This window comes from Leptospiraceae bacterium, from assembly GCA_016708435.1.
Classification (GTDB): Bacteria; Spirochaetota; Leptospiria; order Leptospirales; family Leptospiraceae; genus UBA2033.
In genome coordinates this window covers 156,952-183,153 of record JADJFV010000035.1, presented here as the reverse complement: position 1 = coordinate 183,153, position 26,202 = coordinate 156,952, and the positions used below count along the sequence as shown (strand labels likewise).

At 35.2% G+C, this 26,202-nt stretch carries 28 protein-coding genes; 13 read left to right on the top strand and 15 right to left on the bottom strand.

The genetic code is table 11. The features are described from left to right. Positions 1 to 5: 5 nt before the first annotated feature. Positions 6 to 683 carry a hypothetical protein gene (locus IPH52_26160; protein MBK7058471.1) on the bottom strand — a complete coding sequence of 226 codons (678 nt, stop codon included), beginning with the start codon at positions 681 to 683 and terminating at the stop codon, positions 6 to 8. A gap of 240 nt (positions 684 to 923) precedes the next feature. Here IPH52_26160 and IPH52_26155 point away from each other — a divergent pair, with 240 nt between their 5' ends. Further along, positions 924 to 2,405, top strand: a complete 1,482-nt coding sequence (locus tag IPH52_26155) for a hypothetical protein (protein MBK7058470.1) — start codon at positions 924 to 926, stop codon at positions 2,403 to 2,405. 133 nt (positions 2,406 to 2,538) lie between these two features. Here the strand turns inward: IPH52_26155 and IPH52_26150 are convergent, their stop codons facing one another. The 7 genes from IPH52_26150 to IPH52_26120 form a co-directional block, all read right to left on the bottom strand. After that, positions 2,539 to 3,396 carry a hypothetical protein gene (locus tag IPH52_26150; GenBank protein ID MBK7058469.1) on the bottom strand — a complete coding sequence of 286 codons (858 nt, stop codon included), beginning with the start codon at positions 3,394 to 3,396 and terminating at the stop codon, positions 2,539 to 2,541. 126 nt (positions 3,397 to 3,522) lie between these two features. Further along, a complete protein-coding gene (locus tag IPH52_26145; GenBank protein ID MBK7058468.1) occupies positions 3,523 to 3,879 on the bottom strand; it encodes a type II toxin-antitoxin system MqsA family antitoxin in 357 nt (118 codons plus the stop codon). Position 3,880: 1 nt separating this feature from the next. After that, a complete protein-coding gene (locus tag IPH52_26140; protein ID MBK7058467.1) occupies positions 3,881 to 4,249 on the bottom strand; it encodes a type II toxin-antitoxin system RelE/ParE family toxin in 369 nt (122 codons plus the stop codon). Between the two features lie 113 nt (positions 4,250 to 4,362). Next, a complete protein-coding gene (locus tag IPH52_26135; GenBank protein MBK7058466.1) occupies positions 4,363 to 4,614 on the bottom strand; it encodes a hypothetical protein in 252 nt (83 codons plus the stop codon). A gap of 125 nt (positions 4,615 to 4,739) precedes the next feature. Continuing rightward, positions 4,740 to 5,885, bottom strand: a complete 1,146-nt coding sequence (locus tag IPH52_26130) for a DUF418 domain-containing protein (protein MBK7058465.1) — start codon at positions 5,883 to 5,885, stop codon at positions 4,740 to 4,742. A gap of 112 nt (positions 5,886 to 5,997) precedes the next feature. Beyond that, a complete protein-coding gene (locus tag IPH52_26125) occupies positions 5,998 to 6,837 on the bottom strand; it encodes a hypothetical protein (GenBank protein MBK7058464.1) in 840 nt (279 codons plus the stop codon). 49 nt (positions 6,838 to 6,886) lie between these two features. Continuing rightward, positions 6,887 to 8,683 carry a mechanosensitive ion channel family protein gene (locus IPH52_26120; GenBank protein ID MBK7058463.1) on the bottom strand — a complete coding sequence of 599 codons (1,797 nt, stop codon included), beginning with the start codon at positions 8,681 to 8,683 and terminating at the stop codon, positions 6,887 to 6,889. 117 nt (positions 8,684 to 8,800) lie between these two features. Here IPH52_26120 and IPH52_26115 point away from each other — a divergent pair, with 117 nt between their 5' ends. Both IPH52_26115 and IPH52_26110 read left to right on the top strand, forming a co-directional pair. Continuing rightward, on the top strand, positions 8,801 to 9,475 hold the full coding sequence (locus IPH52_26115; protein ID MBK7058462.1) for a hypothetical protein: 675 nt from the start codon (positions 8,801 to 8,803) through the stop codon (positions 9,473 to 9,475). Then, positions 9,472 to 10,038 carry a hypothetical protein gene (locus tag IPH52_26110; GenBank protein ID MBK7058461.1) on the top strand — a complete coding sequence of 189 codons (567 nt, stop codon included), beginning with the start codon at positions 9,472 to 9,474 and terminating at the stop codon, positions 10,036 to 10,038. The genes IPH52_26115 and IPH52_26110 overlap by 4 nt, the downstream gene beginning before the upstream one ends. Before the next feature lie 76 nt (positions 10,039 to 10,114). On the opposite strand, the gene IPH52_26105 is transcribed toward IPH52_26110, so the two are convergent. The 5 genes from IPH52_26105 to IPH52_26085 are packed head-to-tail and all read right to left on the bottom strand — an operon-like array spanning position 10,115 to position 15,384. Beyond that, entirely contained in the window at positions 10,115 to 11,317 is a 1,203-nt protein-coding gene (locus IPH52_26105; protein ID MBK7058460.1) for a hypothetical protein, read from the bottom strand. Between the two features lies 1 nt (position 11,318). Continuing rightward, complete coding sequence (locus tag IPH52_26100; protein MBK7058459.1) at positions 11,319 to 11,828, bottom strand: redoxin family protein; 510 nt, start codon at positions 11,826 to 11,828, stop codon at positions 11,319 to 11,321. Next, positions 11,825 to 12,712, bottom strand: coding sequence for a decaprenyl-phosphate phosphoribosyltransferase (locus tag IPH52_26095; protein ID MBK7058458.1), 888 nt, complete (start codon positions 12,710 to 12,712; stop codon positions 11,825 to 11,827). Before IPH52_26095 ends, IPH52_26100 begins: the two co-directional genes overlap by 4 nt. Positions 12,713 to 12,727: 15 nt before the next feature. Further along, positions 12,728 to 13,744, bottom strand: a complete 1,017-nt coding sequence (locus IPH52_26090; GenBank protein MBK7058457.1) for a hypothetical protein — start codon at positions 13,742 to 13,744, stop codon at positions 12,728 to 12,730. Positions 13,745 to 13,800: 56 nt separating this feature from the next. Further along, positions 13,801 to 15,384 (bottom strand): hypothetical protein, encoded by a 1,584-nt coding sequence (locus IPH52_26085; protein MBK7058456.1) that lies wholly within the window; start codon positions 15,382 to 15,384, stop codon positions 13,801 to 13,803. Between the two features lie 98 nt (positions 15,385 to 15,482). On the opposite strand from IPH52_26085, the gene IPH52_26080 reads away from it, so the two are divergent. Together IPH52_26080 and IPH52_26075 are read left to right on the top strand one after the other, a co-directional pair. Next, on the top strand, positions 15,483 to 15,782 hold the full coding sequence (locus IPH52_26080; GenBank protein ID MBK7058455.1) for a GTP cyclohydrolase: 300 nt from the start codon (positions 15,483 to 15,485) through the stop codon (positions 15,780 to 15,782). Positions 15,783 to 15,795: 13 nt separating this feature from the next. Further along, the gene (locus IPH52_26075) at positions 15,796 to 16,437 is read left to right on the top strand and encodes a hypothetical protein (protein ID MBK7058454.1); all 642 of its coding nucleotides are present in this window, start codon (positions 15,796 to 15,798) and stop codon (positions 16,435 to 16,437) included. Between the two features lies 1 nt (position 16,438). Here IPH52_26075 and IPH52_26070 read toward each other — a convergent pair whose 3' ends face one another. Further along, positions 16,439 to 17,014: an ankyrin repeat domain-containing protein gene (locus tag IPH52_26070; GenBank protein MBK7058453.1), complete on the bottom strand. Its 576-nt coding sequence runs from the start codon at positions 17,012 to 17,014 to the stop codon at positions 16,439 to 16,441. A 527-nt stretch (positions 17,015 to 17,541) separates the two neighbouring features. Between IPH52_26070 and IPH52_26065 the strand changes: the two genes are divergently transcribed. From IPH52_26065 to IPH52_26030, 8 genes are all read left to right on the top strand, one after another. Then, entirely contained in the window at positions 17,542 to 18,408 is an 867-nt protein-coding gene (locus IPH52_26065; protein ID MBK7058452.1) for an Rpn family recombination-promoting nuclease/putative transposase, read from the top strand. Between the two features lie 447 nt (positions 18,409 to 18,855). Next, positions 18,856 to 19,956 (top strand): slipin family protein, encoded by a 1,101-nt coding sequence (locus IPH52_26060; GenBank protein ID MBK7058451.1) that lies wholly within the window; start codon positions 18,856 to 18,858, stop codon positions 19,954 to 19,956. Beyond that, positions 19,953 to 20,798: a hypothetical protein gene (locus IPH52_26055; protein MBK7058450.1), complete on the top strand. Its 846-nt coding sequence runs from the start codon at positions 19,953 to 19,955 to the stop codon at positions 20,796 to 20,798. The genes IPH52_26060 and IPH52_26055 overlap by 4 nt, the downstream gene beginning before the upstream one ends. A 115-nt stretch (positions 20,799 to 20,913) precedes the next feature. Continuing rightward, positions 20,914 to 21,828, top strand: coding sequence for an SBBP repeat-containing protein (locus IPH52_26050; protein MBK7058449.1), 915 nt, complete (start codon positions 20,914 to 20,916; stop codon positions 21,826 to 21,828). Positions 21,829 to 21,897: 69 nt separating this feature from the next. Continuing rightward, entirely contained in the window at positions 21,898 to 22,290 is a 393-nt protein-coding gene (locus IPH52_26045; GenBank protein ID MBK7058448.1) for an SBBP repeat-containing protein, read from the top strand. Between the two features lie 200 nt (positions 22,291 to 22,490). Beyond that, the gene (locus tag IPH52_26040; GenBank protein ID MBK7058447.1) at positions 22,491 to 23,357 is read left to right on the top strand and encodes an alpha/beta hydrolase; all 867 of its coding nucleotides are present in this window, start codon (positions 22,491 to 22,493) and stop codon (positions 23,355 to 23,357) included. Between the two features lie 42 nt (positions 23,358 to 23,399). Then, positions 23,400 to 24,470: a band 7 protein gene (locus tag IPH52_26035; protein ID MBK7058446.1), complete on the top strand. Its 1,071-nt coding sequence runs from the start codon at positions 23,400 to 23,402 to the stop codon at positions 24,468 to 24,470. A 97-nt stretch (positions 24,471 to 24,567) separates the two neighbouring features. Further along, complete coding sequence (locus IPH52_26030) at positions 24,568 to 25,497, top strand: class I SAM-dependent methyltransferase (GenBank protein ID MBK7058445.1); 930 nt, start codon at positions 24,568 to 24,570, stop codon at positions 25,495 to 25,497. Here the strand turns inward: IPH52_26030 and IPH52_26025 are convergent. Continuing rightward, a complete protein-coding gene (locus IPH52_26025; GenBank protein ID MBK7058444.1) occupies positions 25,494 to 26,141 on the bottom strand; it encodes an ankyrin repeat domain-containing protein in 648 nt (215 codons plus the stop codon). The two genes, IPH52_26030 and IPH52_26025, sit on opposite strands and share 4 nt — an antisense overlap. Between the last annotated feature and the right edge of the window lie 61 nt (positions 26,142 to 26,202).

Genomic DNA, 26,202 nt, shown 5'->3' with positions numbered 1-26,202 from the left:
AGCCTTTATCTATTGGAATCCAATGCATATAGAGAACGCTCACTTATATAGTCTTCAGCGAAAGGAATTTCAATTCTGGTTTTAGTGATTCCATTTTTACTACCAATGCGAAAATTAGAAGGATCAACTCCCTCTCCCTTTAACATTAAAAGGCTTAGGACTAATCCTAGACCCTCTCCCTCTGTAGTATCTGAATTGTCATTATAAAAATCAAATAAGTTCTCGTAGCGTTGCCCCTTAGAAAGCTTCGCACGAATTCGACGCTCTTCTTCTTTTAAGATTTCAGCATTGTTCAAAATTTCTATTTTCAATCCGTTCTTTTGGTGAGTATAAACAATCTTGATATAGATTTTCTTTTCTCTGCCTTTCTCGCAAAGCTCCCTAAGCTTTTTATTTCCAATTTCTTCCTTGAAGATGCGAATTCCTTGCTTGTAATCTTCGATGTTTTTAATATTCAAATTATTCTCTTCAAAGAAAACGCGCTTCGCATTTGCTTTAACACAATTCATAATCGCTTCAAATAAAACACTATAGATAGAGTCCTGAAGGTATTCTTTATCATATTGTTTTAAGATTGTTTCCAAAATGGATTGAATTAGCTTTTCAGTTTTCGGTTGAAATGAATAGACTACGATAACTATTCTTCTTCCTTTTTCTATAGCAAGTTCAAGCGAATTCTTCATAGGGTTTCTCACAGACGCGATTGTCTATTATGTTATGCATAATGCAATAGTCAATGAATTTTTAAATAAGATTTATAGTCGTTAATGTCAGTGACACAAACAAAAAGCTTATATAATATGCTTGAATAAATCATTTCCACTAGAAAAAGTGATTAATAGGCTCAAATTATATCTATCTCTTCCTAAAAAGGAACGTATAATTTGAAGCATTAGTTAAAAATTATTGGAGAATACAATTCGATGGCACAATTATTCAAGCAAATCATAAAAGGCATTTCTTTCTCACTCATCCTGATTTTATCAACAGGAAGTGTCTTTGCCCAAAAATCAAAAAAGAAAAGCACAAAAATCACTAAAACCACAAAGACTACTAAAACAACAACTACCACAAGTAGCAAAACGACAACTACAGTAGAAAAAAAAGCCCTAGAAACAAAAGTTTCCGCAGAAGAACAAAAGAAGCAAGACTTGGCACTCGGAAAGAAACTATCTTCGGCGATCAAATCAGATAGTTTAAAAGCACATAGCATTTCTGGAATAATCATTAAGCGATATGTTTCAAACGAGGAAGGAAAATTGGGAGCCGATGTATTAGAAGTTACAGGAGACGCAAAATTAGAATTAGCCTCTGTTACTACTATCTTAAGTTCTTACATTGCGGATAATTTCGAATATACCACTGAAGATGCAGATACTCTTGCTCAATTCATAGTTCTATACAACACAAAGAATAGAAACAACCAAGACTACCTAATCAAAAATTATAGCACAAACGCAGTATTAGGCGTTAGGAAAGAAAAAATCGGCTTACCGGCTGTAGCCACTGCTGAAAATATAAACGGTCAATCCCAAATTCTACTTCCAATAGAAAAAAATATTCTTAAGAAATATGCAATAGACATTGCCTCTCTTGAGCTAGTCGACCAAACCAAATCTGATTTAGTTTTACAAAAAGACGGAGATGAGCAAAAAAAGAAAATTGATACTTTTTTAAATAAAAAAATGATTTCAGAAAACGATGAATTAAACAATCGTATGATGACTGCAAATCCTGCCGAAGTAAAAAGCATTTCCGATAAACTTGCACTCAACAAACGAAGAGAAGAGATGAGAAAAGTAAACATCACTTCTGAAAAAGAATACATTGCGTATCTAGACTCAAAAAACAAAAAAGAAACCACATCAACTGCAACAACCGCGACTACGACTACTACAACTACAACCACCATTGGCTCTACTACAGTCAACTCTGCATTACCCGCAGGACCTGAAGTTCCTAAAGATAAATTCACAACTTTCATTGCAGGAACCAATCATCCCGGAATCAATGCAAGAGAATTTCTATTTATTCCTGGCTCTGGAATATTAGCAATTGGATACGATGCAAGTGCACCAACTAAAAAAGACCTTCGTATTTTCATGACTTCTACTGGAGCAGACTATGACCTCAAACGCTCTTCAGAAGGAATTAAACTGTCCCCTGATTCACCTATGGTCTATGCAGACGGTAAAATCTATGTTATCGAGCTTTTGAAAAATGATGCCTACGTTGCACAGTTTAATACAGAATTAGAATTCGAACTCAGAAGTGAAGCGACTATAAGCCAAAGATCTATCATCCAAATAATCGGCGACGAAGTAATAGTAACCGCAGCTGAAAAGAAAGGAACCAAAGACGATGTGAAAGTCTTCAAAGTAAAAGACCTAAGCTTCGTTAAATAACAATTATCCTCAAAGGTGTCATTGAACAATCCCTCTTTATCCATTGGATAGAGAGGGATTTTTTTTTCATAGCTATAAAGAGCAACTAATGCCCTGTTTACTATTCAGTCAGCTCTAAAGCCAAGGAGGATGGTTACAATCTATTTCCTTTTTCTAAAAACTCACCAATTAGATCGGAAATCATTCTAGCACCAACAGCATTTAGATGCAGGCAATCTGTTACTAAATAAAAACCATTCTCCTGTGAAACTTGATCCCACGATTCACTTAATAAAAAATAATTTATAAATGCTCCATTGTAAAGGTTAAAATCTCCACTGCAAATATTCACAAGATTCTTTTTTTCTAAAAGATATGAATGCATTTTCTCATTCAGTGGAAGATAAGTGATTCCTAATTCAGAAGCGATTGTTTTGATTGAATCAGAATATTCTTTTGCCTTTCGATTTTCTTCTGAGGTTAAAATTTCTCCGATCACGGGTAAAGATAAAATTGCAATTTCTGCTTTGGTTTTTTCTTTTAAGGTAGCGATAATTAATCTTAGATTTTTTTCATACCAAGCTTTATCTGGATCTTGGGGTAATTGCATATCCTTTTTATAGCGATTCCTTCTTGCTTCATCTAAGGTAGAGTTTACATCGTTTGTTCCAATCAATATAGAAATCTTTTCTGGATTACAATCAATTATATCTTGAATGCGATTTAATACATTAAAAGCAAGGTTGGAATTAATTCCCGCATTTACAAATTCATAATGAGTTCCAAATTTTTCTTCCAAACTATTTACATAATTAAAACTAACTCGGCCATGAGTAATGCTATCACCAATTGCAACCATTCTAGGCAATTTTGAATTTGGATGATTCTTACATAGGATGGGTGAGTTGATCGGTAATGCAGAAGCTTTACTACTAATATAAAAATAGGCAGCGCAATAAATGCCTGCAACTATAAGAACAAAAAAAAGAAAGGTATAGAATATTTTTTTCATGATCAATTACTAAGACAGAATCGAATTATGCAATGCCATCTACTTTATTGTAAACATCATTTACGATTCAATAATTGTTTTGTCAAGGACAAATGAAACAATTCGATGAATGCTTAAAGACATCATTCAATACTCAAACTTTGTATCGAGCCCATTTTGTTTTGATTTTGTAATTCTATAATCAAGTATATGCGGTTGTTTTAATAACAATTCCAATAAAACTTTTGTAGAACCTGTTGGCTCTCTCAATCCTTGTTCCCAATGTCTGACTGAGGCAATGCTGACATTCAGTAACTGTGCAAATATGGATTGACTTAGATTTAGATTCTTTCTAGCTTTTTTTATTTTAGTGGGATTTATATTTGTTGCTTGGATTTTTACTCCGAGTTCATCCAATCTTTTTTTAGTAAATGTAGTTTTTATACCTGCATTGACAATATCTTGCAAATTCTCCACAATTGCTTCTTTCATTTTTTTTGACATACTATTCCTCCAATTCAAAAATAGAATCTTGCTCTAAAAGGATTTTAATTTCCTTTTCATTCATGTTCGTGTATGTTCTAGCTAATTCTTTAAAATCTTCTAATTCCTTATTTGAAATATTATCCAATTCATTTTTAGAAAAACCAAAAACATAAATCGAACGGACATCCGATACATAAACAACAATAGTTCTAAAAGCCCCTCTCTTTCCTTGATTGCGAGAAGAAACTCTAACTTTAAATAAATTAAAGCCCAGCTTAACAGTCCCTTTATTCTCTTTCAAATCCTGAATGGAATCAATCAGAGCTTTATCAGAAAGATGGTTCTTATTTGCCCACTTTTGAAACCATCTTGATTTATATTTCTTCACTTTTTTGATATACTACATTGTAGTGCTTAATGTCAAGTAAATTTCTGCTTTGTCAAGGACAAATGAAATAATTCAATGAATTCTCGTAAGCAAAGTTTTTTTAGGAATTTCCACTATTCTCCCGTTGCATATTGAATGCATTTTTCTATTTCGGAAGTGTTAATTTCCTCTCCTTCTTTGGCAGTAAGTGTGATGGAAAGATTTTCTTTCTTTTCTTCCATTTCAATCTTTTCCATTTTTTTGTATTCTTCTGTCTTACAACTGCATCTTCCCTCTTTACATTCCTGTATTGATTCGATTGTCTTCTCTTTCGGATTCTGAATTTGAATGAAAACTTGGTTGTCTTTTTTTGTAATCGTATGCATTTGTTTTTCTCCTTTACTTAGTTTAATCTAATTGTTATAAATTGTAAAGGAAAAAAGGATTTTTAGCCATGCTACTCAAATTTCATTGGGCAATAAGTATTCAGAATTTTTTTTAATATGTAAAATTATTTCCAATACGTAAATTTTCTTAGAACAATTTCAAAGGGTCCTAAAGAAAAATATTTCTTCCAAATAGAACTGAAAACTAAATTGAATCCGTATATAGGAATGACTAAGAGTAATGCAATCTCGGGTTTTAATTTTCCATACAGTCCGAGTCCCCATCCGTTGAAGATAAAAGAAAGTAAGATAGAATGAGAAAGATAATTTGTAAGAGACATTGTGCCCGCGCTCTTCATTGCTTCTCTCAGATTGGAAAGCAGGAAGTTATCGCTGTTAGAAAATTGAAATAATACATAACAGTAGACTAAAGCAAAGCAAACTCCACCGACAGCGAGCATTGCTGTAGAAAAGAAACTAACTAAATAAGAGGTTTCTTTCATTTGCCCCAAACAGAAAAATCCGTTGCCAATGATCCCCACAATAATGATCCAAAACCATTTGCCGCGAAATCGTTCAAAGAGCAAATCAGGATTAGCCAATGATTCTTTTTTCCCTAAATATAATCCAATCAAAAACATAAAGAAAGCAGAAGGCCAATTAAATAAAAGGATAAATGGAAATGTGTAGGATAATTCCTTTACTCTTTGTTTTACTGCTAAAAAGAAATTTCCTGAATACCCTGTTAAGGAATCTTGTATCATTCTCGTCGTAAGGTTTGGATCTTCCATGGAAGAGTAATGAGAAACAATTCCAAGAAGTCCATAACAGAGAAAAGAAATAAGCCAAAACAATCCTACAATTTTAAATAATTTGGTATCTTTCATATTTCTGGAAGAATATAAAACCACGCCTAACAATGAATAGGTTACAAGTATATCTCCATTAAAAAATAATGTGGCATGAAGGATTCCAAGAAATAAAAGACCAAAGAGTCTACGAAAGAAAATTCTCTTTGCATCGAGACCATTTCGCTCCGAGCTTGCAAGTAAAATGGTAAATCCATATCCAAATACAAATGAAAAGATCAAAAAGAATTTGCCAGCCACAAAGAAAAGACTAAAAAGCTTTACCCAACGAGATAAATCATCGTGATGAGTAACCATACTGAAAGGCGGCTCTGCTATGATTGGTAAATTAGAAATTAGAATTCCCAGTATAGCAAAACCTCTTAGTAAATCTAAATAAGCAAGTCTATTTTTTTCAAGCATTGATTCCTTCCTTAGTGTTCATTTCGTAAAAATATAATTTTAAAATTGGCATCCCTAAACTATCCAAGGCTTCCCATGACTCCATCATGTGCGGATAAGCGTCGTAATCCGATCACAGACATTTTCCAGAAGATAAGGTAGAGAGTGTTGCACTGAGAGAGCCTGACCAAGGAGGATTTCCAGTGCAGCCGACCGAGCAACTTTTATCTGTTGCAATACTATTAGTTGCAGTGCCTTCATCGTAGCAAGCGCTTCCTTTTAAGTCGATTGAGCCAGAAGCAGAAACGGAGATGGAGCTAATGCCTAATCCACTTACTCTCCCTTGTGAATTGCTGTCCATTCTTGTTCCTAAAAAAGTCCCTCTTTGAATCGCTCCTGTATCGGAATCTAGAATTGCTAGGAAGGTTATTTTAGGTCCCCCATTTGAACCATAGCTTTTCTGAAATGCATCTGTTGATGCTTTGAGACTTGTATTACCACCGGTGACAGTGAATGCTACGATAAGATTTTTCTCATTGAAGTAAATCGTGCTTACCCCCGAGTCGTCTGTAGAGGAATCATACAAGTAGCACCAAACAACGTTATTCCCCTCTTTCTTTTGTAAAAAAGCATCCTGGTTATTTGAGGTTACTTGTGAGGAACCCCCGCGTATAGTGATAGAGCCGTTAGTCGCAGTAGTCTCGCTCTTAGGACTTATCGGCTCTGTTGTAGGGCAGGATCGAAATTCACGTGAGACTCCATCTGAGCCGACAGAAATGGTTCCACTAGAGGGACTGGATGTTCGTTGGCTCGCGACTAACGCTGCGAGTGTAAGATTTCTTTTTTGTAAATCTTTTTTCTCTAACTCGTCTTGATTACCTAATACATCTCCAAGTATTGGAACATCATTCCATAAAGAGCCGCATTGGACGAGCATAGTCAATCCAATCAAAACTAAAATTGCTTTTTTCATTGATTCAATTCCTTTCGGATTTTTATTTTTGAATACTTCTTTTCTATGGTTAACTCTGCTCCTTGAATTCAACGCCAACATCTGTGTTTTTATGCTCACGGCTTGGATGAATGAATATACCAAAACCTGTAGGACGAGAAGACTTTCCTTCTCTGGCAAAATTCTTTGCTGTTTGTTTTAATTCTTCTGTAGATTGTGAATGTTCTCGCTTAATAGCTGTTTGCCCCGGTGTCGATTCGATATGAAGTGTTTGCGTAGGGAATGCAAAGTCTATTTTTAATTCTTTGGCAAGAGTGATAATTTCTAAATAAATATTCTGGCGCAAAATCATGTCTTGCCCCCATTCTGTAACGGTTGCAAAATAATTTAATAGTATATCCAGACTAGAACTCCCAAAGCCTTTGAATATTACATGAATTCTATCTTGAACGACTAGTTCATTCTTACGAAGGATATTCTTTATCCCTTCAAGGAATGCTTCTATCTTTTGCGGAGGAGTATCATAGGTAAGTCCAATCGTTACATTTGTGCGCCTATATCTTCTTAGCCCCATATTGTCTATTTTTGAATTTGCTACCTCCGAGTTCGGAATAGACACTACTGAATCATAGAAAGTTCTAATTCGTGTGCAGCGAAATCCAATTTCTTCTACATCTCCTTCTATTCCTCCTACAATGACTGTATCGCCTAGTTTAAAGGGTCTATCTAGAAAAATCATGATAGAACCAAATAGATTTGCCGCTGTATCTTTTGCGGCAAGTGCAAGTGCAAGACCTCCTACTCCCAGTCCTGCAAGCACTGACATTACATTTACACCTAGATTTTGTAATGCAAATAGGCTTCCGAGTAAAACGACAAGTATCCGTGCAGTTCTTGAAATCAAAGGGATAATCTGGGCATCAATTAAGAAATCATTCTTATTTTCCTTAGCGACTACTTCTAAGTATTCGGTAGATGCTTTTGTCAAATCATAGAAGAGGCGAATAATGTTTATGCTGAGTAATATCTGTAAGAGTATGCTACTGACTCTAAAGGCTCCTCCTTCGATATCTAAAACGTCTAAACAAAAAAACCAAAATCCAATGGTGACAATATAAGAAAGAGGCTTATCACAAAAAGATAGGAATTTTTCTTTCCAATTAATCTTTCCCTGTGGCACACGGTTTACTAATCGAGTAATGAAATGAGTTAAAAATTTAGTAAACCATTTGATGACATAACCAAATAAAATAGAGAGGATAATACCGACTATCTGCCAGACATAAATAGAAGAAATCTTAAACTTCATCCAACCGGGAAGACTTTCTGACCAGGGATCTTTGTATCCTGCCCCTCCACCGCTATTAGGTAAATAGGAAAGATGCTTTGTCTTTGCATAGAATTCATACACTCGTGCAACTGTCTCACGGGAAAATAAAAATTCATTCGCTCTCTCTCCACTTTCTACTTTTGTCATTGAGATTTCCGTTCTTTCAAACGTCCATTTCGTAAGTGGTATATCAGGCTTATCCCCCACTTCGGGAATACTAGAAGGATCAAGAACAGCAATTCTGTCAATTACTTCTTTCAGTAAAATGGCAGATTCCCTACCTTTCTCAGTTCTCAGTGCAAAGGGAACGCCATCTAAATTTAAACATCGCACTGCTGTGTCAAGCTCTGCAATCATTTGATTATTCTTGGATTGCATTCCCTTCCGATAATCTTCCATCGCTTTCATAAATATTATATATGTTTCTCTAGGTGTCTCAAATTTATTTGGCTCTAGAATATTTTCAGGCGTTCTCGACTGCGAAAAAAGGGACAGGGAAAATAAAAAAGTCAGTATTAATGCACTAATAGATTTCATAGACAACAAGATTAATCAATCCTAAAGAAAGTCTAGAATAATTTTCTCTTTAGGACAAGTTACCACAATCCTACATTTATCTACTTGTATTTTTTATTTGCCCTATAAGATTGTTTTATGCAAAAGAATCTGCCTATTTTTATCTTGAAATACTTTTTTATTCTATTAGCAATTCCAACTGGATTCATAGGATGCTTTTCCTATCAAGAAAGCAAAATTCATTTCGCAGCCCAAGACCCTCTTTCTGTAAAAGAAAAGAAGAATCTCCATGCTTGGATAAAGCTTGTTAGCCTGCCGGAGTTTAATCACGATAATCCCAAAGAGGATGTAAATACATTTACTACTTATACTCTCTATAAGTTTGTAAGAGAATTAAATCAATTTGAAAAAGTAAATATACTCTACTCGAAAGACACAAAGCTTCCTGAGAATGCTATCATTTTAGAGTTTCAATTTTCCAAATTAGAAGAAAAAGAAAAATTTCATCACTTACTATTCCCAGTTGGTCTTACCGGTCTTGCAATCAGTCAATACTTGGTAAGAAGTTCCTATGGGTTTTTAGTCTACAGTCTTTTAGGAGGACCGGATACAATTAGTAAAATGGACTATTCAGGAAATTTAATTGCATACAATAATAAAAATCAGGAGAAAGCGAGAATTCCAATTCAACTGCAAACAGAGTTTAATAGTAATTTGCTTTACTATGATAAGGCTACAGAGGCAAACTTGAAACGAAGTGAAATGCTAAATCTCGCAATACAAAACATCTTAAAGAACTGGGAGGCAAAATGAGATTCCTTCTACTGTTACTCATTTTAAAATGCGCGGTCATACAAAAAGGAAATCCTCTTCCCCTGTTTCCAGAAGCGGCAAATATGAATCAGCCGGTAACGTCTTCGGTTTATTTCATTCTTAACCAAGAGTCCTATAGAAATGGATTTAAGGGCAAATCCGAATCTAGCTACAATGCTCTTCTTGCTCAATTGAAAGACAGTGGTCAATTTCCAAATATCCAAACTGATATAGAAAAAGCAGATTTGATTCTTGAAATAGAAATCCAAACCCGTAAAGAGAATAATCGCTATTTGCCTTTCTTTACAGTATTTACTCTAACCCTAGTTCCTTATTTTCAAACCATTGAACTAAGTGAAAAATTTCGACTCCTAAAAAAGAATGGTGACATTGTATTTCAATCAAACCGAGCACAAAGACTTAACTATTGGTTTGGGTTATACTTCTTTGCCAAAGGAATGATTCAATTCTCCTCTGAAGATAATCACAATCGTTTTAACTTCGAAAGCGACTTAATCGAAAAGATGAACCTGAATATACTGGAAGATCTGAAAAAAAGATAAACACCGATGCACACCGATAGCTTTGATTACAAGTGTGAATTCAAATTTTTTAACCCCGTTCTGTTAAATTTTCTCTTTAAGCTAATTTGTATTTAGCTCTGCATTCCCGTAATACCTTTTGCACTTGGTCTAATTCATGCCTTAAGTCTTTAGATTTGATTTTCTTTTTTACATCTGGTAAGAAAGAAAGACATTCTTGGTTGTATTTTTCCAGGCTTTCAATCAAGCTAATTCCTTTTGCGGTAAATAGTCCTTTGTCGATAGCCCAGTGTAAATCAAAGAGAGAATACTGAACATAAAGAGTTTCTTCGGCAAATCGAAAGTAGGCTCTCTGCTTATAGGTTTCATCTAAGTCTGTATAAGTCCAATTCTCTGATTTTGCAATATGGTAAAAAAGTAAAGCAGCATAGGAAAATGTAAACGTAGCATGAAAGATTCCATAAAGAGGTCTTAGCGTTTTTCTCCAGGGAGAATAAAAAATATCATCTTTAAATTCTTTTTTAATCAGATTGTATTTCTTTAGGATTAAATTGAGATGATGATGAGCATTTTCATGAATCAAATCATCAATAGACTCAAGTATATCTCTGTCTATAAAGTTAATATACGAAATTCCCTGCTCATGAAAATGACTGTAACTTACAAGTCCATTCGATTGAACAATATGCAATTTATCGGTTAATAGCTTGTATAACGCAAATCCATCAGGCCAGAATGCTTCTAAGAATTCTTGCGCTTCTTGGATTTGAATCAGCTTTTCCTTTGGAGTTTTCTTACGAACTATTTTTACTTTCACTCCTTTCTTAGAAGGACCATCTGCTTTCTCGAAAGTAGTCAAATCAGATTCTGTTCCGAGAAATACATTGTCATTTAGGGTATAACAAGGAGTAAGCGCTTGGTCGCAGTAAGTCTTTAATAGACCTTGCAGTGTCGGATACGTTGGTTTAGCCCTTTCCCATTCAATAAAGCGAAAATCCTCTACTCCAAAATCAGCTTTCAAGGTTTCAGTGAAAGCTGATTGAAATTCTGTTAGTAAAGTTGAATCATTTCCGATTTCTTTTAAATCTTTCATTGCTTCTGAAAAATATAGATGTTCGGATACTCCATTTACCCACAACTCAAGACCTGCAATCGACTTTGTATCAATGTATTGCTTTAGAATTGACTCAGACTTTTTGCGATGCTCTTTTGGTAATTTAGTAAGAGATTGGTTAGCTTCTGCTATTAGACTATTGAATAATTCCAATTTTAATTTTTGTAACGTTTTTAAATCAATCATTTTAACTCCAATATAAAAACAGGATTCGAATCCAAATACTGAGTGGATTCATAATTCCTGTATCAATAAATTTAATTTCATTTTTTTCATTAACAAAGACTGTTGTGGGGAACGCATAAATCTTATTAGCCTCTAAGAGTGCTTGATTTCCAAACACAGTAGGAAAATTGATTTCATTTTTCTCTATATATTTCTTTACATACAAAGCATTCCCGCCGCCTTCTTCTACCGAGATAAACTCTGTATTGTATTTACCATTTAACATAGAGTAGCTGCTCTTAAATAGATTAAGATTTGTTTGACATACACTGCACCAGGTTGCCCAAAAATAAATGACTTTGTTTTTTTGATTAAACTCAGGTGAAATCTTTGACTCTGTCAGTAAAGGATAATCAGCAGGTTGAAAGATTAATTTCCTGCCATTCCCATTGAAGAGTGAAAGCAAAAAAGTAAAGCAAAGGACGACTAAAATATAAAAGGAATACTCTAAGATTTTGCGAAATACTTTCATTGGATAGAAGGTATTTTAAAGTATAGAATCACTGTCACCATGAGAACCCATACGAGTCCGGAGGCTAACACGCTTATGTCGGTGAGTATCGCCTTACTAGGATTATGCCCCATATTCTTGATGTAGATGATGTATAGACTTCTAAAAATTGCGTAGACAACAATAGGAATTGTATATACAAGCTTGTCTGTTCCCATCTTTTGAATCGTGTCGGGGCTAATGGTATACATGACGTAACTAATCAATGTCATTGTAGATGCAATCGACATCATTAAATCTAAAAACTGAGGAGAGTATTCTTCTAAAATTTTGCGGTGAGAAGTTGCTGATTTTTCTAATAGAATCAGTTCTCCTCTTCTCTTGCTAAATCCCCAGAAGAGAGCAAGCATAAAAGTGCAAAGTAAAAGCCAAGACGAAAAGCTTACACCAATCACAACCGCTCCCGAAATGGCACGCACAACAAAACCAATGCTGATACTCATCACATCTAAGATAACAATATGTTTTAAATATTTGCTATATACTAGATTGAATCCGAAATAAAAACTACAGAGTGCAAAGAAGTAAGGATGGAGTGTATAAGAAAGTATCAAGGAAATCGGAAGAATAAAAACAGTTATCAGAAGAGCAAGACCTGCTTCAATTTTGCCGGAGGCAAGAGGGCGATGTTTCTTTTCAGGATGAAGTGCATCTTCCTTTCTATCGAGATAATCATTCACTACATACTGGCAACTAGCAATTACAGAAAATATGATAAACGCAAAGAAGCTTTTTAATAAGGCATCTGTGTCTGATAACTTGTGACCGAAGATGATCCCTGCAAATATAATGGTGTTCTTAATCCACTGGTGAACACGCATTAATAATATGTATTGAACTAGCATTTGAGGCAAATATTCCTAATCCGCAAACTTCTTAGTATTCTTAATATAGCGGAATGTTAAAATGATTTCTTTTACTGCTTTCGTATTTTCCATTTTTACATAGAAGGCTGGATTTGCACTTGTTGATTCTACTTCGAAGTATGCACCGGGAATAAGTTTTCCTGGCTTCAAGTCTTCCGTGCAGCAAATTTCATTTGTCTCTGTGTTTTCGATCATTCCAATTTTGCTGAGTTGGAAATTTCTTTCTCTCAATACACTTTTACTTTCATCTAAGTATTTTATTTCTTTTAATTGCATCCTTGCAAAATTTTGATGCACTGGCTCAACTTTAATGTCTTTGATATCTGTCGGCTGAGGAAAAACGAAACTAACATCTTTCCATTCTTCGGAAGGTTTTACTTCAGCAGTAACCGTATTAGCCGCAACCGGTGCAGGAGCTTGCGCGTTCATGAAATAAATTTTTGCAGTGTCACTCTTAATTGGTTTTAATTTATTGAATTGCTTAATGCCAACGTTGAGCAAGAGGATAACTACAATTATGCTTATAATGGCTTGAATGGCAGATTTCTTTTTAAAATCATCCACAGGATTTGCAAACTGAGCTTTGTTCTTTTTAAATATAAATTTTTCAATCGAATAGAGTAAATCAGCAAGAGAGGTTTCTACTTTTTCACTTTTTTCTTCTTCTGTCTTGTATGCAGAAGTAAGAATCAAATTATGCGCATTAAAACTAGAAGAAATCTCTTCATCGGAAATGGTTTTTATTTTATCTAGCCAATTATCGGTATTTAAAATTGCGGGTTTATTAAAGTAAGATAGCGCCAAATTCGCAATATCCGCAATGAGATAATTTGCTAGAATAAGAGCATCACTTGATTTTGCATTGCTGTTACAAATTTCAATAGACTCGAGTCTAGAGTAGCATGATTCTAATTGGCTTTTTAACTTCGCTTTTTTTTCTATAATCTGAGCGATCGATTCACTTAACTCTGGTTTTTTAAAACTCACTTTAAAATAGTCAGCAACGGGCATACACGTATCCTTTTATTAATACCAGAATGAGTATTACAGAATTATAAACAAGTTTTTTATTTCAATATCTGATTGGTATTGAATCGCCTTTGCATATTGAATTGTTTAGCGGCAAACCGTTCTCTTGAAACAAAAGAATGCGGACAAAATAACTCACCTGTCTTAGAAATGAGCGGAGTCCATTTCAAATTTTCTGTTGTAGCCATTCTTGTGTTCACTTCAGAAGAGTTCTTCTCAGAAAGAATACTTCCATTTGACAAGACTGGAGTTGTATCTATTCTTCCGTTAAAGATAATAAATTCAGGACCAAAGGCACCTGGGCTTCCATTCCAAATTTTAACAGTGTCTACATTATCCGGTGCAATGGAAGAATTTTCAGATACTCGATAGAAGGCAGATGGGTATATTAAAAATGTAGAGCCCTTTACAATTCCAAAATTGGACGCGTAGGTATAAATTGGATTTAACACAGAAGGCAATGGATACGCAGTCTGTAATGCACTCATTGTGCCAATAGTAGATGTGCCAATAAATAAAGTAGATGTTCCCGGATATCGATTTGGATTAAATGCCTGCGAAAGAAAGGTAGCATATAATCTTCTATATATGCCGGTTGCATCAGCACCTAGAAGCGTCGAATTATACTTAGCCGCAGATTGAAAAAGAGTCATCATATTAGTCAATGTATTGGCTCGAAGCTTAGAGCTATTACCCACAACTGTATTTTTAATAAACGCAGTCTTTTCAGTATCCGTGCTTCCAGATACATTGTATAAGTAGGACATAAAAGTATAAGCGGACGCGTAATTGCGAATAGACGATTCCCATGTAATAAGCGAAAAACCAGCAGCGCCCTCTACGCAACTAGTTGCAGGATCCCCTCTAAAACATGCCATTCTAGAAGATTGTGGACCATAACCTGCAATATCACTTGCCACTTCACTCGTTCCTTCATTGATCCAAGTATCATCAAAGGTCAAAGTTTTATTCGTAACATCATCTAGTGTGCGGATAAGAGTCTTAAACCCAAGCTCATGCTGCATCCTGATTAAGTGTTGGTATTCATGAGCGAGGCTAGATAAAAAAGTATCCGGCAAGTTAGCAGACAATTCTTTCTTTCGAAGGGCTAATAAGGCGTTGCCGTCTAGATAGATGAGTTCTTTCTGATTTGACCTAAACGTAATATCATCGGGGTAGTCTTGAATAAACTGAACTGGATCAACATAGCCGCCTACTCCACTCCCGATGTCTAAAACAAAAACAGTAATTTTTTTATTCCCATCAATATCAGTAGGAGCACCAAAGGCATTCGTCATCTTGGGATATATAATCGTATCGAAAGCAGTTACAACATTGGAATACTTAAAGCCAGAATAATTTGTCTCAGCCGAAAGACCTGTCTGTTCATAAATTTCAATATTGGTGCCTGATGCCACAAGTTTAGCGGGCTGACAAGAATAAGCATTCGAGGTAAGGCTCAGCGCCCAAAATCCGCCGACACAAGAGTTAGTATTTAATAATCGAGCAGCCAGAAGGTAAAGACCAAGATTGTCTTTTTTTTCCTTCTTCTGAAAAGGAGGAATGCAGGAAAAAAAGAAAGTGGAAATTAATAAATAAAAAATAAGGTTTCGTTTAAACATATTGCCATCCAGAGTAAATCAAACTATTACACGAATAAAAGTAAACAAAATAATTTTTCACTTGTAGAGCAAGTTACCCTTTAAAATCTAAGAAATATATGAAACATTTCATCATCCGTTTAGAATACAAAGTCCCAATAGAGAAAATTGATACGGTCCTCACTCAGCATAGAGAATTCTTAGATTCAGGTTATCAAAGAAAAATTCTTTTAAGCTCAGGTCCACAAAATCCAAGAGATGGAGGAATCTTAATTGCAAGAGCAGAAAGCTTAGAAGCGATGAAAGATTTTTGTAAGGAAGATCCTTTTGCAAAGAATGATTTTGCTAATTATCATTTCACCGAATACATTCCCGTCAAATTCCAAAAAGAATTCGAAACCTGGTTCCTCCCAGAATAGTAAGAATTTCTAATTGATTATAATTGTATTAAGAAAATACTTACATGCGATGATTGATTTCCATTACAAAACACTAGACGATGAAATTCTAGTGACACTCAAGACAGATGTTACAGAGATTGGGACATTCCACCGAATGGCTTCCGTCATATTTCTTCTAGGCTGGGATATTATTTCAGGAGAAATTCTAACCGTAGAAGAAAATGGAACCGAATACGCTATCGACACGCTTCGACTCAAAGCAGAATCCAATATGGGAACCAAAAAAGCTGTAGAGATTGGTTTGATGATGGACGCAATCTTTTCAAAACGAAAAGGCCTAGAAGAGCTTTTTCTAAATCATGAATTCAAAGCACCTATCATTAAAAATTTCTTTCGCGAGCGTGCTGAGCTTATTTTTCAAGATGAATTAGACAGAAAGCAAACTTGTTTTTATATCGAAGCTGACTCGGGTCGAGGTCTTCTATACCATGTAACAAAGGTCCTTTTAGAAAATAAAATTAATATTTTATCTGGAATCATCGACACAGACAATATTACACAACGAGCAAAGGATACTTTCTTTCTAGTCGATCACGAGGGGAAAATGTTTGGGGAAACTCAAAAAGCGGAAGAGATCAGAACACAAATTCTCAAACCGCTTTTTAATCAGTAATTCAAATAAGCTTAGATCTCTTCATGGTGCGTTCAATCATTTCAGCGATTTGGGCATAACCAGATTTTTTGGCAAGTTCCAATGCAGTATGCCCATCTTCATCTTCGAGATGCAAAGCAGCACCTTTTTCAACCAGAACTTTAGCGGCTTCGACTCGTCCATGTGTTGCAGCATAATGAAGAGGAGTGAAACCAAACATATTCTGCCTGCTGATAGTAGCTCCCTTCTCAATAAGAAGTTTAACAATCTCTGTCTTGCCATGATGTGCTGCATAATGAAGGGGAGTATATTCGAAATCGCTTTTTGCATTCACATCGGCACCATTATCGATTAGAAGCTTTGCAATATCAACACCACTTTGGTTGGCAGCATAATGAAGCGGGGTATAACCAAAATTACTCTTAGGATTTAGATCAGCTCCTCTTTCAATTAGCGAAGCAACTAACTCAATATGACCGCGAGTTGCCGCCATATGAAGAGGAGTCTGTCCTTCTTCGTTCTTTCCGTGCACATTTAAAATACTTTCAAATTCTACTTTTTCATGTGTTCCTTTAATATTTATTAACTCTCTGTTCATAGTAATTTTCCATCCTCTTGTTTTTAATCGATATTTATATGTATGCTTTTTGATTTATAGGTTACCTGAATTGAAAAATTCGTCTCCTCTATAAATCTGTGTTAGTAGTTAGAGTAATGGTTTTCAAAAAAGTCAAAGATTTTTTTATTAATTTGAAATTTTCTCGACTATGATATTTATCATAGTCGAGGAAATGAACAAAATCAATAAAAAGCATAAAAATTCGAGCCAATGAATTTCATTTCTTCGAGTATCTAGAAAGGGATTCCTTTCAGCTTCCTTTTACTCTCCCCCGGTCTAGCTACGCTTATAGCTTCGGTCTAACATCGGTTACCCACCCCAACTTACACCGCAAAATCACCGTAGAAATAAGCGCAGGTAGACCGAAGAGGAGTAAACGACAGGCTATCGGAAGTATATTGAATCAGATTACGCTCTAGCGACAAAAACTTGTCAAACTATGTAATAAACCAAACTTTTTTCAAAATAGTATTTCCATTAGCCGCAATGCTATAATTCTGCGCAGAATGAAGCTCCTTCCTCTTACAAATGATTTCGTATTTAAGGCAGTTTTTTCCAAGCATGAAGATGTATTGATGAATCTTCTGAATTCCTTTCCAGAATTCCAAAAGGAGAAACGCATTGTTAGCCTTAAAGTTTTGAATCCAGAAATTCCAAAAGATAGGAATACAGAAAAAGTAATTGTGTTGGATATTAAAGCAGTTGATGCGACTGGTAATAAATTCCTGATCGAAATGCAAGCCTCTTATCAAAAATTCTTCTCCCAGAGAATTCTATACTATTGGGCGAAACTATATTCAAAGTCAATTTCGAAGGGTCAAAAATACTCAGAGCTTCCTAGAATTTATTCTTTCAATTTTGTGAACTTTGAAATATTCCCGAAAGAAGAAAAATTCCTATGGTATTTTCAGATTTCTGATAAAAACAAGCCTGAAATTCTGTTGACAGATAATTTAAACATCTACATCATAGAATTACCTAAATATATAAAGACTTTCCATTCATCGCAAAGTCCTTTGGATGACTGGGTTTATCTGCTAAAAGAAGCAACAAAATTAAAGGGGGAACAAATGAAGACTTTAAAAAAGAAAAATCCTAAAATTAAAAAAGCTTTAGACGAATTGAAGTTTGTTTCCCATGATAAGAAATCTCGTGAATACTACGAAGCATGGCTCAAAACAGAAAGAGACTATGCAGCCCGCACGGAATACCAACTCGAAAAATCAAAAGAAGAAGCAATTGAACAAAGAAATATTGAGATTGCTCAGACCATGCTTTCTAAAAATCTTAAGCCTGATTTTATTTCCGAAGTCACCGGTCTTTCCATTCACCAAATTAAAAACTTACAAAAGAAAAATTTCACAAAGAAGTAATTCTTGCCAAATCTCACTAGCTCAAAGAAATTAACTTTGGGTTTGTAATTAGCAATTGCTGTGACGTTTAGATTTCAAAAAGATCTAGCATTACTTTTACTCTTACATCGAGAATCAGTATTTTGGCGGTTGCAAAGTATGAATCCAACGTAGGTTCGAATCCTACTATCTCTCAGGGGATATAGCCAAGTGGTTAAGGCACCAGACTATGGATCTGTCAACAAACCAAAACTCCGAGAGAAAGAAAAATTCTCATGCTGACCTTTGCGGCTACTTTGCATTTGCCAGCGCCGAGGAAAAAACTTTGCAGTAGAGCAGATACCGATTGAATCTGACTTCACCCATTCCTTTGGAACCGGTGCTTAGGGTTTTATCTTAATCTCTATTCCGTATTCTTTTCGGGAGGATTTTTCTTTCTCTCTATTTGAATTTTATAAGGAGAGCATAATGCTAACACTCATACATAACGACGAAAGAGGACTTTTATTTAAAGATGGAAATTATATCAAAACTCTTAAGCCAGGAAAACATCTATTATCCGCATTTCTAGGACACGAACTCATCAGAATGGATTTGAATAAACCATTTCTTACAAGTAAGAATTTAAATCTATTCATTAAAGACGAATCGTTATTAGCCGAACTCACAATTGTAGAAGTAAAAGACTTTGAAATCTGTCTTCACTATGAAGATAATCTACTAAGTGAAGTGCTAAAGCCAGGACGTTATGCGTATTGGAATGTTTTAAAGATACATGAGTTTAGATTAATCGACACGCGAAATCCAATTCCGAGTGAAGAGTTCCAACAATCCATTTTCACAAACTTAAAACTACAGGGTTATTATTATGCCTTTCAAGTTGAGAATCACGAAGCGGGACTTTTGTATTTTAATGGAGTATATCAGGCAACTTTAAAGCCTGGCAAATACTATTTCTGGGCGGGAGTTGTGACGACTAACGTTGTAAAAATTGATTTGAGACAACAACAGCTTGATGTCAATGGACAAGAGTTGATGACAGAAGATAAAATTACTCTCCGATTAAATTTCACTTCGCAGTATAAAATCATTGACCCAATGAAATTTATGGAAATCAAAAACTATCAGGAGCAAATCTATATTTTACTCCAACTCAGTCTTCGTGAATACATTGGCTCTCTCAAGCTAGATGAGCTTTTACAAAAGAAACAAGAAATTGGTGACTTTGTATTATCTAAACTAAAAGAAAAATCATCCACTTTCGGAATTGAGTTTACCTTCGCGGGGGTAAAAGATATTATCCTCCCCGGAGAAATAAAAGATATTCTTAACCTTGTATTGATTGCAGAAAAAAAAGCACAGGCAAATATCATTACCCGTAGAGAAGAAACAGCTTCTACTCGCAGTTTATTAAACACAGCAAAACTCATGGAAGAAAACCCAACTCTCTATCGCCTAAAAGAATTAGAATACATTGAAAAAATTTCAGAAAAGGTAAATTCGATTTCTCTTTCTTCTAGCGGTGGAATCTTAGAGCAATTATCCGCTATTGTAAATCTTAAGAAATGAGAAAGCACTGGATAATCCTGATTATTCTAATTTTAACTCAATGCGTTACTGTAGATGAAAACTTCGAAGGCAAATCGAAACCTATTTTATTTTCCGTTTGCTTTTGGAATCTAGAAAAATTAACTCCCAAGAAACTAACAGATTGGACTGGAAAGAATAACTACTTAATCGAATTAACAAAAAAATGTGATTCGATTTCGTTAGTAGGACTTAGAACGGATAACGACAATATATCCACTGAGTTAGAAAGTTTTTATGCAAAAGAAAATCTAAACTATTCCTGTGCAGATAGTTTTCCCAGACTCGACGAAAGAAATCAAATTCTAAACCATACAAAAAATACAACCTGCGTCAATAAAGACAAGGTTGTAGACATGATTCCACTAGAATATCCAGAAGCCAGAAATGACTTTGCATCCCCACCTACTTTTTTCTTTTTAGAGTTAACCAATGGAGCAAAGGTTTCCGTATTGCCCTTTCATGCGAGTGCCGGAAACAAAAGCGAGCTTATAGACTTTGAAAAAGTTGTAAACTTTGCGTATCAAAAGTATTCCGAGAGAAAAACTTTCTTCGGTGGAGATTTTTATACAGATAAAAAATACCACACAGAGAATTTCCTAAAATCCCTACTATACTTTCAAATTCTAAAAAATCTAATCACGGAGCCAACTACATTCACGGGTGAGAAAAATGATCTTATCTTCACCGATAAGATTACCCAATTAAATTGTTCTGGAAAAGTTTTAGGTCTAGATAAATTTCCAAGTGTAACGGGTGGACAAAAAGAATTCGAAACGGTTACATCTCATTTGCCGGCGATGGCTAGTTGTAAGATAAAATGAATTTGAAGAATTGTCATCGCCGTTCTGTTCGCATTTCACTAAAATAAGAAGAGTTTTTTTTAGGCTTTTATTCTTAAAGTAAACATTAAAAATGGATAGAATGGAAATAGTATATATGAAACGCATTATAATGATTAACCTGATAATAATTTTTCCTTTATTTTTTATAGTTTGTGGGCAAAAGCAAAAGGGCGATCTATTTACTATTTCTGATTCTGTCAGACCTAAACTAACTGCTTACATATTTCTTTATAATTATTTGAATCCTACTCAATATTGTGCCATAGCTCAAAGAGGATCTAAAGCAGATGATGGAATCGCTGATACTGTGTTTAATTCAACGGATGCATTGTATTCAACTGGCTATGCGTCCGGCGCAATCAATAGTGAATCACGCATTGGTGCCTCTGATTTTTTTATCGCCAAACATGATTTAGCCGGTAACCTTTCTTGGATTAAACAATTTGGTAGTGCTTTAAACGATTATGGTTTTAGTTTAGCAATTGACACAAAAAATACTCTTTATGTGGGAGGAGCGGTTCAGGGCTCTATCGACGGTAATGTTTATGCGGGTAGTTTAGATTTGTTTCTTGCTTCTTATGATGCCGATGGAAATAAAAAATGGTTATACCAATCAGGAACTTCTGGTATGGATATCATCTTCGGACTAACGACTGATAGTTCGAGTAATTCATACGTTGTAGGTGCTAGTAATGGTAATTTAGACGGGAATACAAACTTAGGAGGACAAGACGCATTTCTTATGAAGATTAATTCCCTTGGAACAAGACAGTGGACTACATTGCTTGGAACTTCAAGCGATGATTTTGCATATTCAGTAGCAACAGACGATAGTGGAAATATCTATGTAGTTGGTATCACGAACGGGAATCTAAATGGAAATGTAAATGCTGGGGGCTCGGATATATTTTTGACAAAGTACGATTCTTCAGGAAATCTACTCTGGACCCGTTTAATTGGGACTGCTGGTGATGATAGCTCCTCCGGCATAGTCATTGATAAAAGCTAAAACATTTATATATCGGGTTATGTAACTGGCGGTCTAAGCGGCAACACACAATTAGGCGGTAGCGATGCAGTGATTTTAAAATATGACTCGTCAGGAAATCAAATTTGGTCTCGTCAAATCGGGGGAACTAATGATGATATATTCCGTTATATTGTTATTGATCCTGAAAATAATCTTATACTTACAGGATCAAGTAATAGTTCTACTTTAGATGGGAATACAAATGCAGGTGGATATGATATACTTCTAGCAAAATACGATACATCGGGTCAAAAACTCTTAGTAAAATTATATGGAACGGCTAACAATGATTATGGTTTCAGTGTTGCAACTGGTTTGAACAAAAATATTTATATCTCCGGACAAACAGAGGGCGCATTTGCCGGAAATACTTCAAAAGGAAAATTTGATATGTTTGTAATGCCTCTTACAACTAATGGGAATTGTTTTTTGATAAAGTAGCAATTCCTTCCATTCAGTGTAAAGTAGTATAATGTTATTTGCCATATCGAAGGAGTTGAGATTTCCAATTAGATCCCTTCTAAAAGATATCAGGGAATGACAAGACTACCAAACAAATATTTGTTCAGATTCAATCAAATTTAAGTATACGATTTACTCAAAATTAAAAAAATTGTTAATAATACCAAAAGAAGGATATTATGACATACACGAACAAACAAAGCAGCTTTAATTCCTCAGTAGACAATACAAAAATATTTTATCAATCTTGGAAAAAGCCGAATGCAAATCGACTCCTTATTATACAACATGGATTTGGAGAGCATAGTGATCGTTATAAAAATATTTTAGAAAAATTAAAAGATTCTGATTTTTCCATATACGCATTGGATGCAAGAGGTCATGGAAGATCGGAAGGAATTCGAGGGCACGTAGATCAATTTCAATATTATGTTGAAGACTTGTCTGATTTAGTTCACATAGCTCTAGCAGAGGAAAAACAAGAAAAATTCTTTTTATTAGGTCACTCATTAGGTGGAGTCATTTCCTTACAATTTGCCTTGGAAGTCCACAACCAGGATAAGATGCATGGGCTAATCGTAAGTTCCCCCGCATTAAAAGTTAAATTTGATTTGGAGAAATTATTTAAACGTGAGCTAGCTAAAATCTTTGCTCAATTTATTCCTAAATTTGTTGTAGATGCAAATATCGATGTAAATTTACTAAGTCATGATAAAGCGGTAGTTGAGGATTACAAGAAAGATCCGCTCAACCATGGTAAAGTTTCTTTTCAAATGGCAAATCATCTATTTCACCTATCGTATGCTATTTTTGAAAAAGCAAAGCTCCTCCAAATTCCTGTTCTCATGATTCACGGAGATGCTGATGGAATTGCTGAAGCAAGAGGAAGTATCGAATTAGATAGCCATATAACTTCCAATAAAAAGACTTTAAAAATTTATACTGGTCTTTATCATGAGCTGATGAATGAACTTCCTGAAAATCGAGAAATTGTTTTAAACGATATTAAAAACTTTTTAGATTCTGTGATTCCTGAGAAGAAATAGTTTTTCACTTGACAGAGTTTTTTTTGTAATCACAATGAATCCATGTTTGGAATTCGATTTATAAAAGTTCGTCCTACCGATTATGCAATTCTTTATCGCAAAGGTAAAATTCGTGCAGAAGGAACAGGTCTTAGTTTTTTTTACTATGCTCCTTCTGCTAACGTAGTCATTGTTCCTGCGGCTAGTTGTGATTCGCCGTTTATTTTCAAAGAGACTACAATTGACTATCAGGAAATAAACATTCAGGGTCAGTTCACCTATCGAGTCTTACAACCCACAAAACTTGCCGGCTTACTTGATTTTGCCGTAGATGCTAATGGTCGTTACACAGGAGATGGATTTGAAAAACTTCCAGTCCGGCTAACAAACGTTATCCAAGTAACGATTCGCGAAAAGCTTTCCGGTATGGATCTTCGCACTGCCCTCAAGTCAGGAAGTGAGCTAGTCACTCATGTTAAATCCAGACTGAAAGATAACGAATCCTTATCCGCACTCGGAATCGAAGTAGTAGACTTTGCCATTCTAAAGGTAAGTCCTACTCCCGAAATGTCTAGAGCCCTCGAAGCAAGTGCGAGAGAAACACTCCTCAAAGAAGCAGACGAAGCCATTTACGTAAGAAGAAATTTTGCAGTAGAGCAAGAGCGTAAAATCAAAGAAAACGAATTACAAACACAAATCGCAATCGAAGAAAAAAATCGCAAAATCCGCGAAGAGCAAATGAATATAGAAATTGCCGTTCAAGAAAAACAAAGTCTCTTAGAAGAAGCTAGAATGAATTCACAAATGGCAATGCAAGAAAAAGAAGATGAAATTGAATCCCAAAGATTAAAAGCAGAAATTCTAAGAGAAGAAGAGCGCAAAAAACTTGTTAGCCACCAATCCGAAAATACAATTCAGGCTTCCAAAGCAAAAGGAGAAGCTTTACGCTTAGAGCTTAACGCTCTTGCAGGACTTAGCCCTGAGCTATTAGAAGTCTTAGCGGCTAATCAGATGAATTCACAACAAATCGTCAGTCGCGCTATGCGTGACCTTGCGAAGAATGCACAGAAGATTGGAAACCTAAACATCAGTCCTGATTTACTAAATAGCCTTTTAGAAAGAGAGCAAGGCTGACTTTTACAGTCACCTCGAACTGCTTTATCGTGAGAGGTGACCGTGTTAGTTAAAAAACTTTTCTATTCACTCTTACCAAAAAAAGTAGTAATAATCCATGAATGAATTAATAGAAATTTTAACTAGCAACCAGGGAAAATTAGATTCCTGGATTTTAAAAAATAAAATAGATGCCTATCGAGTCTATGATAGGGAATTACAGGAATTTCCGGCTGCGATTGATATCTATCTAAAGAAAGCCCATATCCAAATCTATGAAGACGATTCTACGGCGAATGAAGATTTGCTGATAGAACAAATTGGATTAGCAGTAGAAAAAGTTCTAGGCATTTCATCAAAAAACCAATACTATAAATCCCGTCGCAGACAAAAAGAAGGAGCACAATACGAAAAAGTAGCTTCCGAAAAAGAAAGATTTGTAATCCGGGAAAATGACGCAAAGCTAATTGTAAACCTAAAAGACTATTTAGACACAGGAATATTTTTAGATCACAGAAAGACTCGCACTCTTGTAAAAAATGAATTCGCAAAAGGTAAAGAGAGAATGTTAAACCTATTCTCCTATACTTCTTCTTTTAGTGTTGTTGCAGCGAAGGCAGGTGTGCGTTATACGACATCGGTAGATATGTCAAATACCTATTGTGATTGGTCACGCGACAACTTCCAATTAAACGGACTAGAGAAATTTAACCATATTGCGATCAGAGAAAACGTGCAATTCTTTTTAGAAAATATGAAACAAAGCTGGAGATTTGATTTAATAGTGATTGATCCTCCGACGTTTTCTCGCTCTAAGAAAATGCCGATTCCATTTGACGTTCAAAAAGATCATCCATTTCTAATCAACCACTGCTTAGATCATTTAAACCAAGACGGAATAATATTATTCTCAAATAACTTTCAAAAATTTAAGCTTAACGGGGATGCGATTAACACAGATAATGTGCAAGACATTACCAGAGATACGATCCCCGAAGACTTTCGAAATGACAAAATTCACAAATGCTATTTAATTAAACACTCTTAACCCATTCTTCTAGTATGCATTAATAATCCTGCTTCAATTATATGCACCATTTCGGCATAGCCAAACTTTTTGGCAATTTCGAGAGCTGTATTTCCATCTCCATCTTCTAAATTTAACTTTGCACCTTTATCGACGAGCAATCTTGCGATTTCAGTCCGACCATGGACTCCCCCACAGAATATATAGCGACCATTCTTACAATTATCGCAATCAGATTGAATCTTCGGATGATTAGCCGTGCAATGAAGAGGAGTATGACCGAAAGTATTTTGAATATTTAGTGCAGCCCCTTTGTCAATTAAAAGTTCAGCGACTCTTACCTTTCCATGGTTAGCGGCATAATGAAGCGGAGTGTAATCGAAATTACTTAGAGCATTTACCTTAGCACCACTATCTAAAAGTAGTTTTGCAATTTCGTAACCTCCACGGTTTACCGCATAATGCAAAGGCGTATGCCAGAAATTTGTGACAGCATTTACATCGGAACCTTTGGCGATTAACGTTCTTGCCAGTTCGATATCACCTTGATTTGTTGCTACATGAAGCGGAGTCTGTCCTTCAAAATTAGCTGTGGCTGGTTTTGAAAGAATCTCTGATTCTACAGGAACAACCGTTTTTTCTTTTTCCATTGTGGTTGTATTCATACTTAAATTCCTCTTGCTTTTATTTTTTATCTCTCTGTATATGTATACCTTTTCATGAATA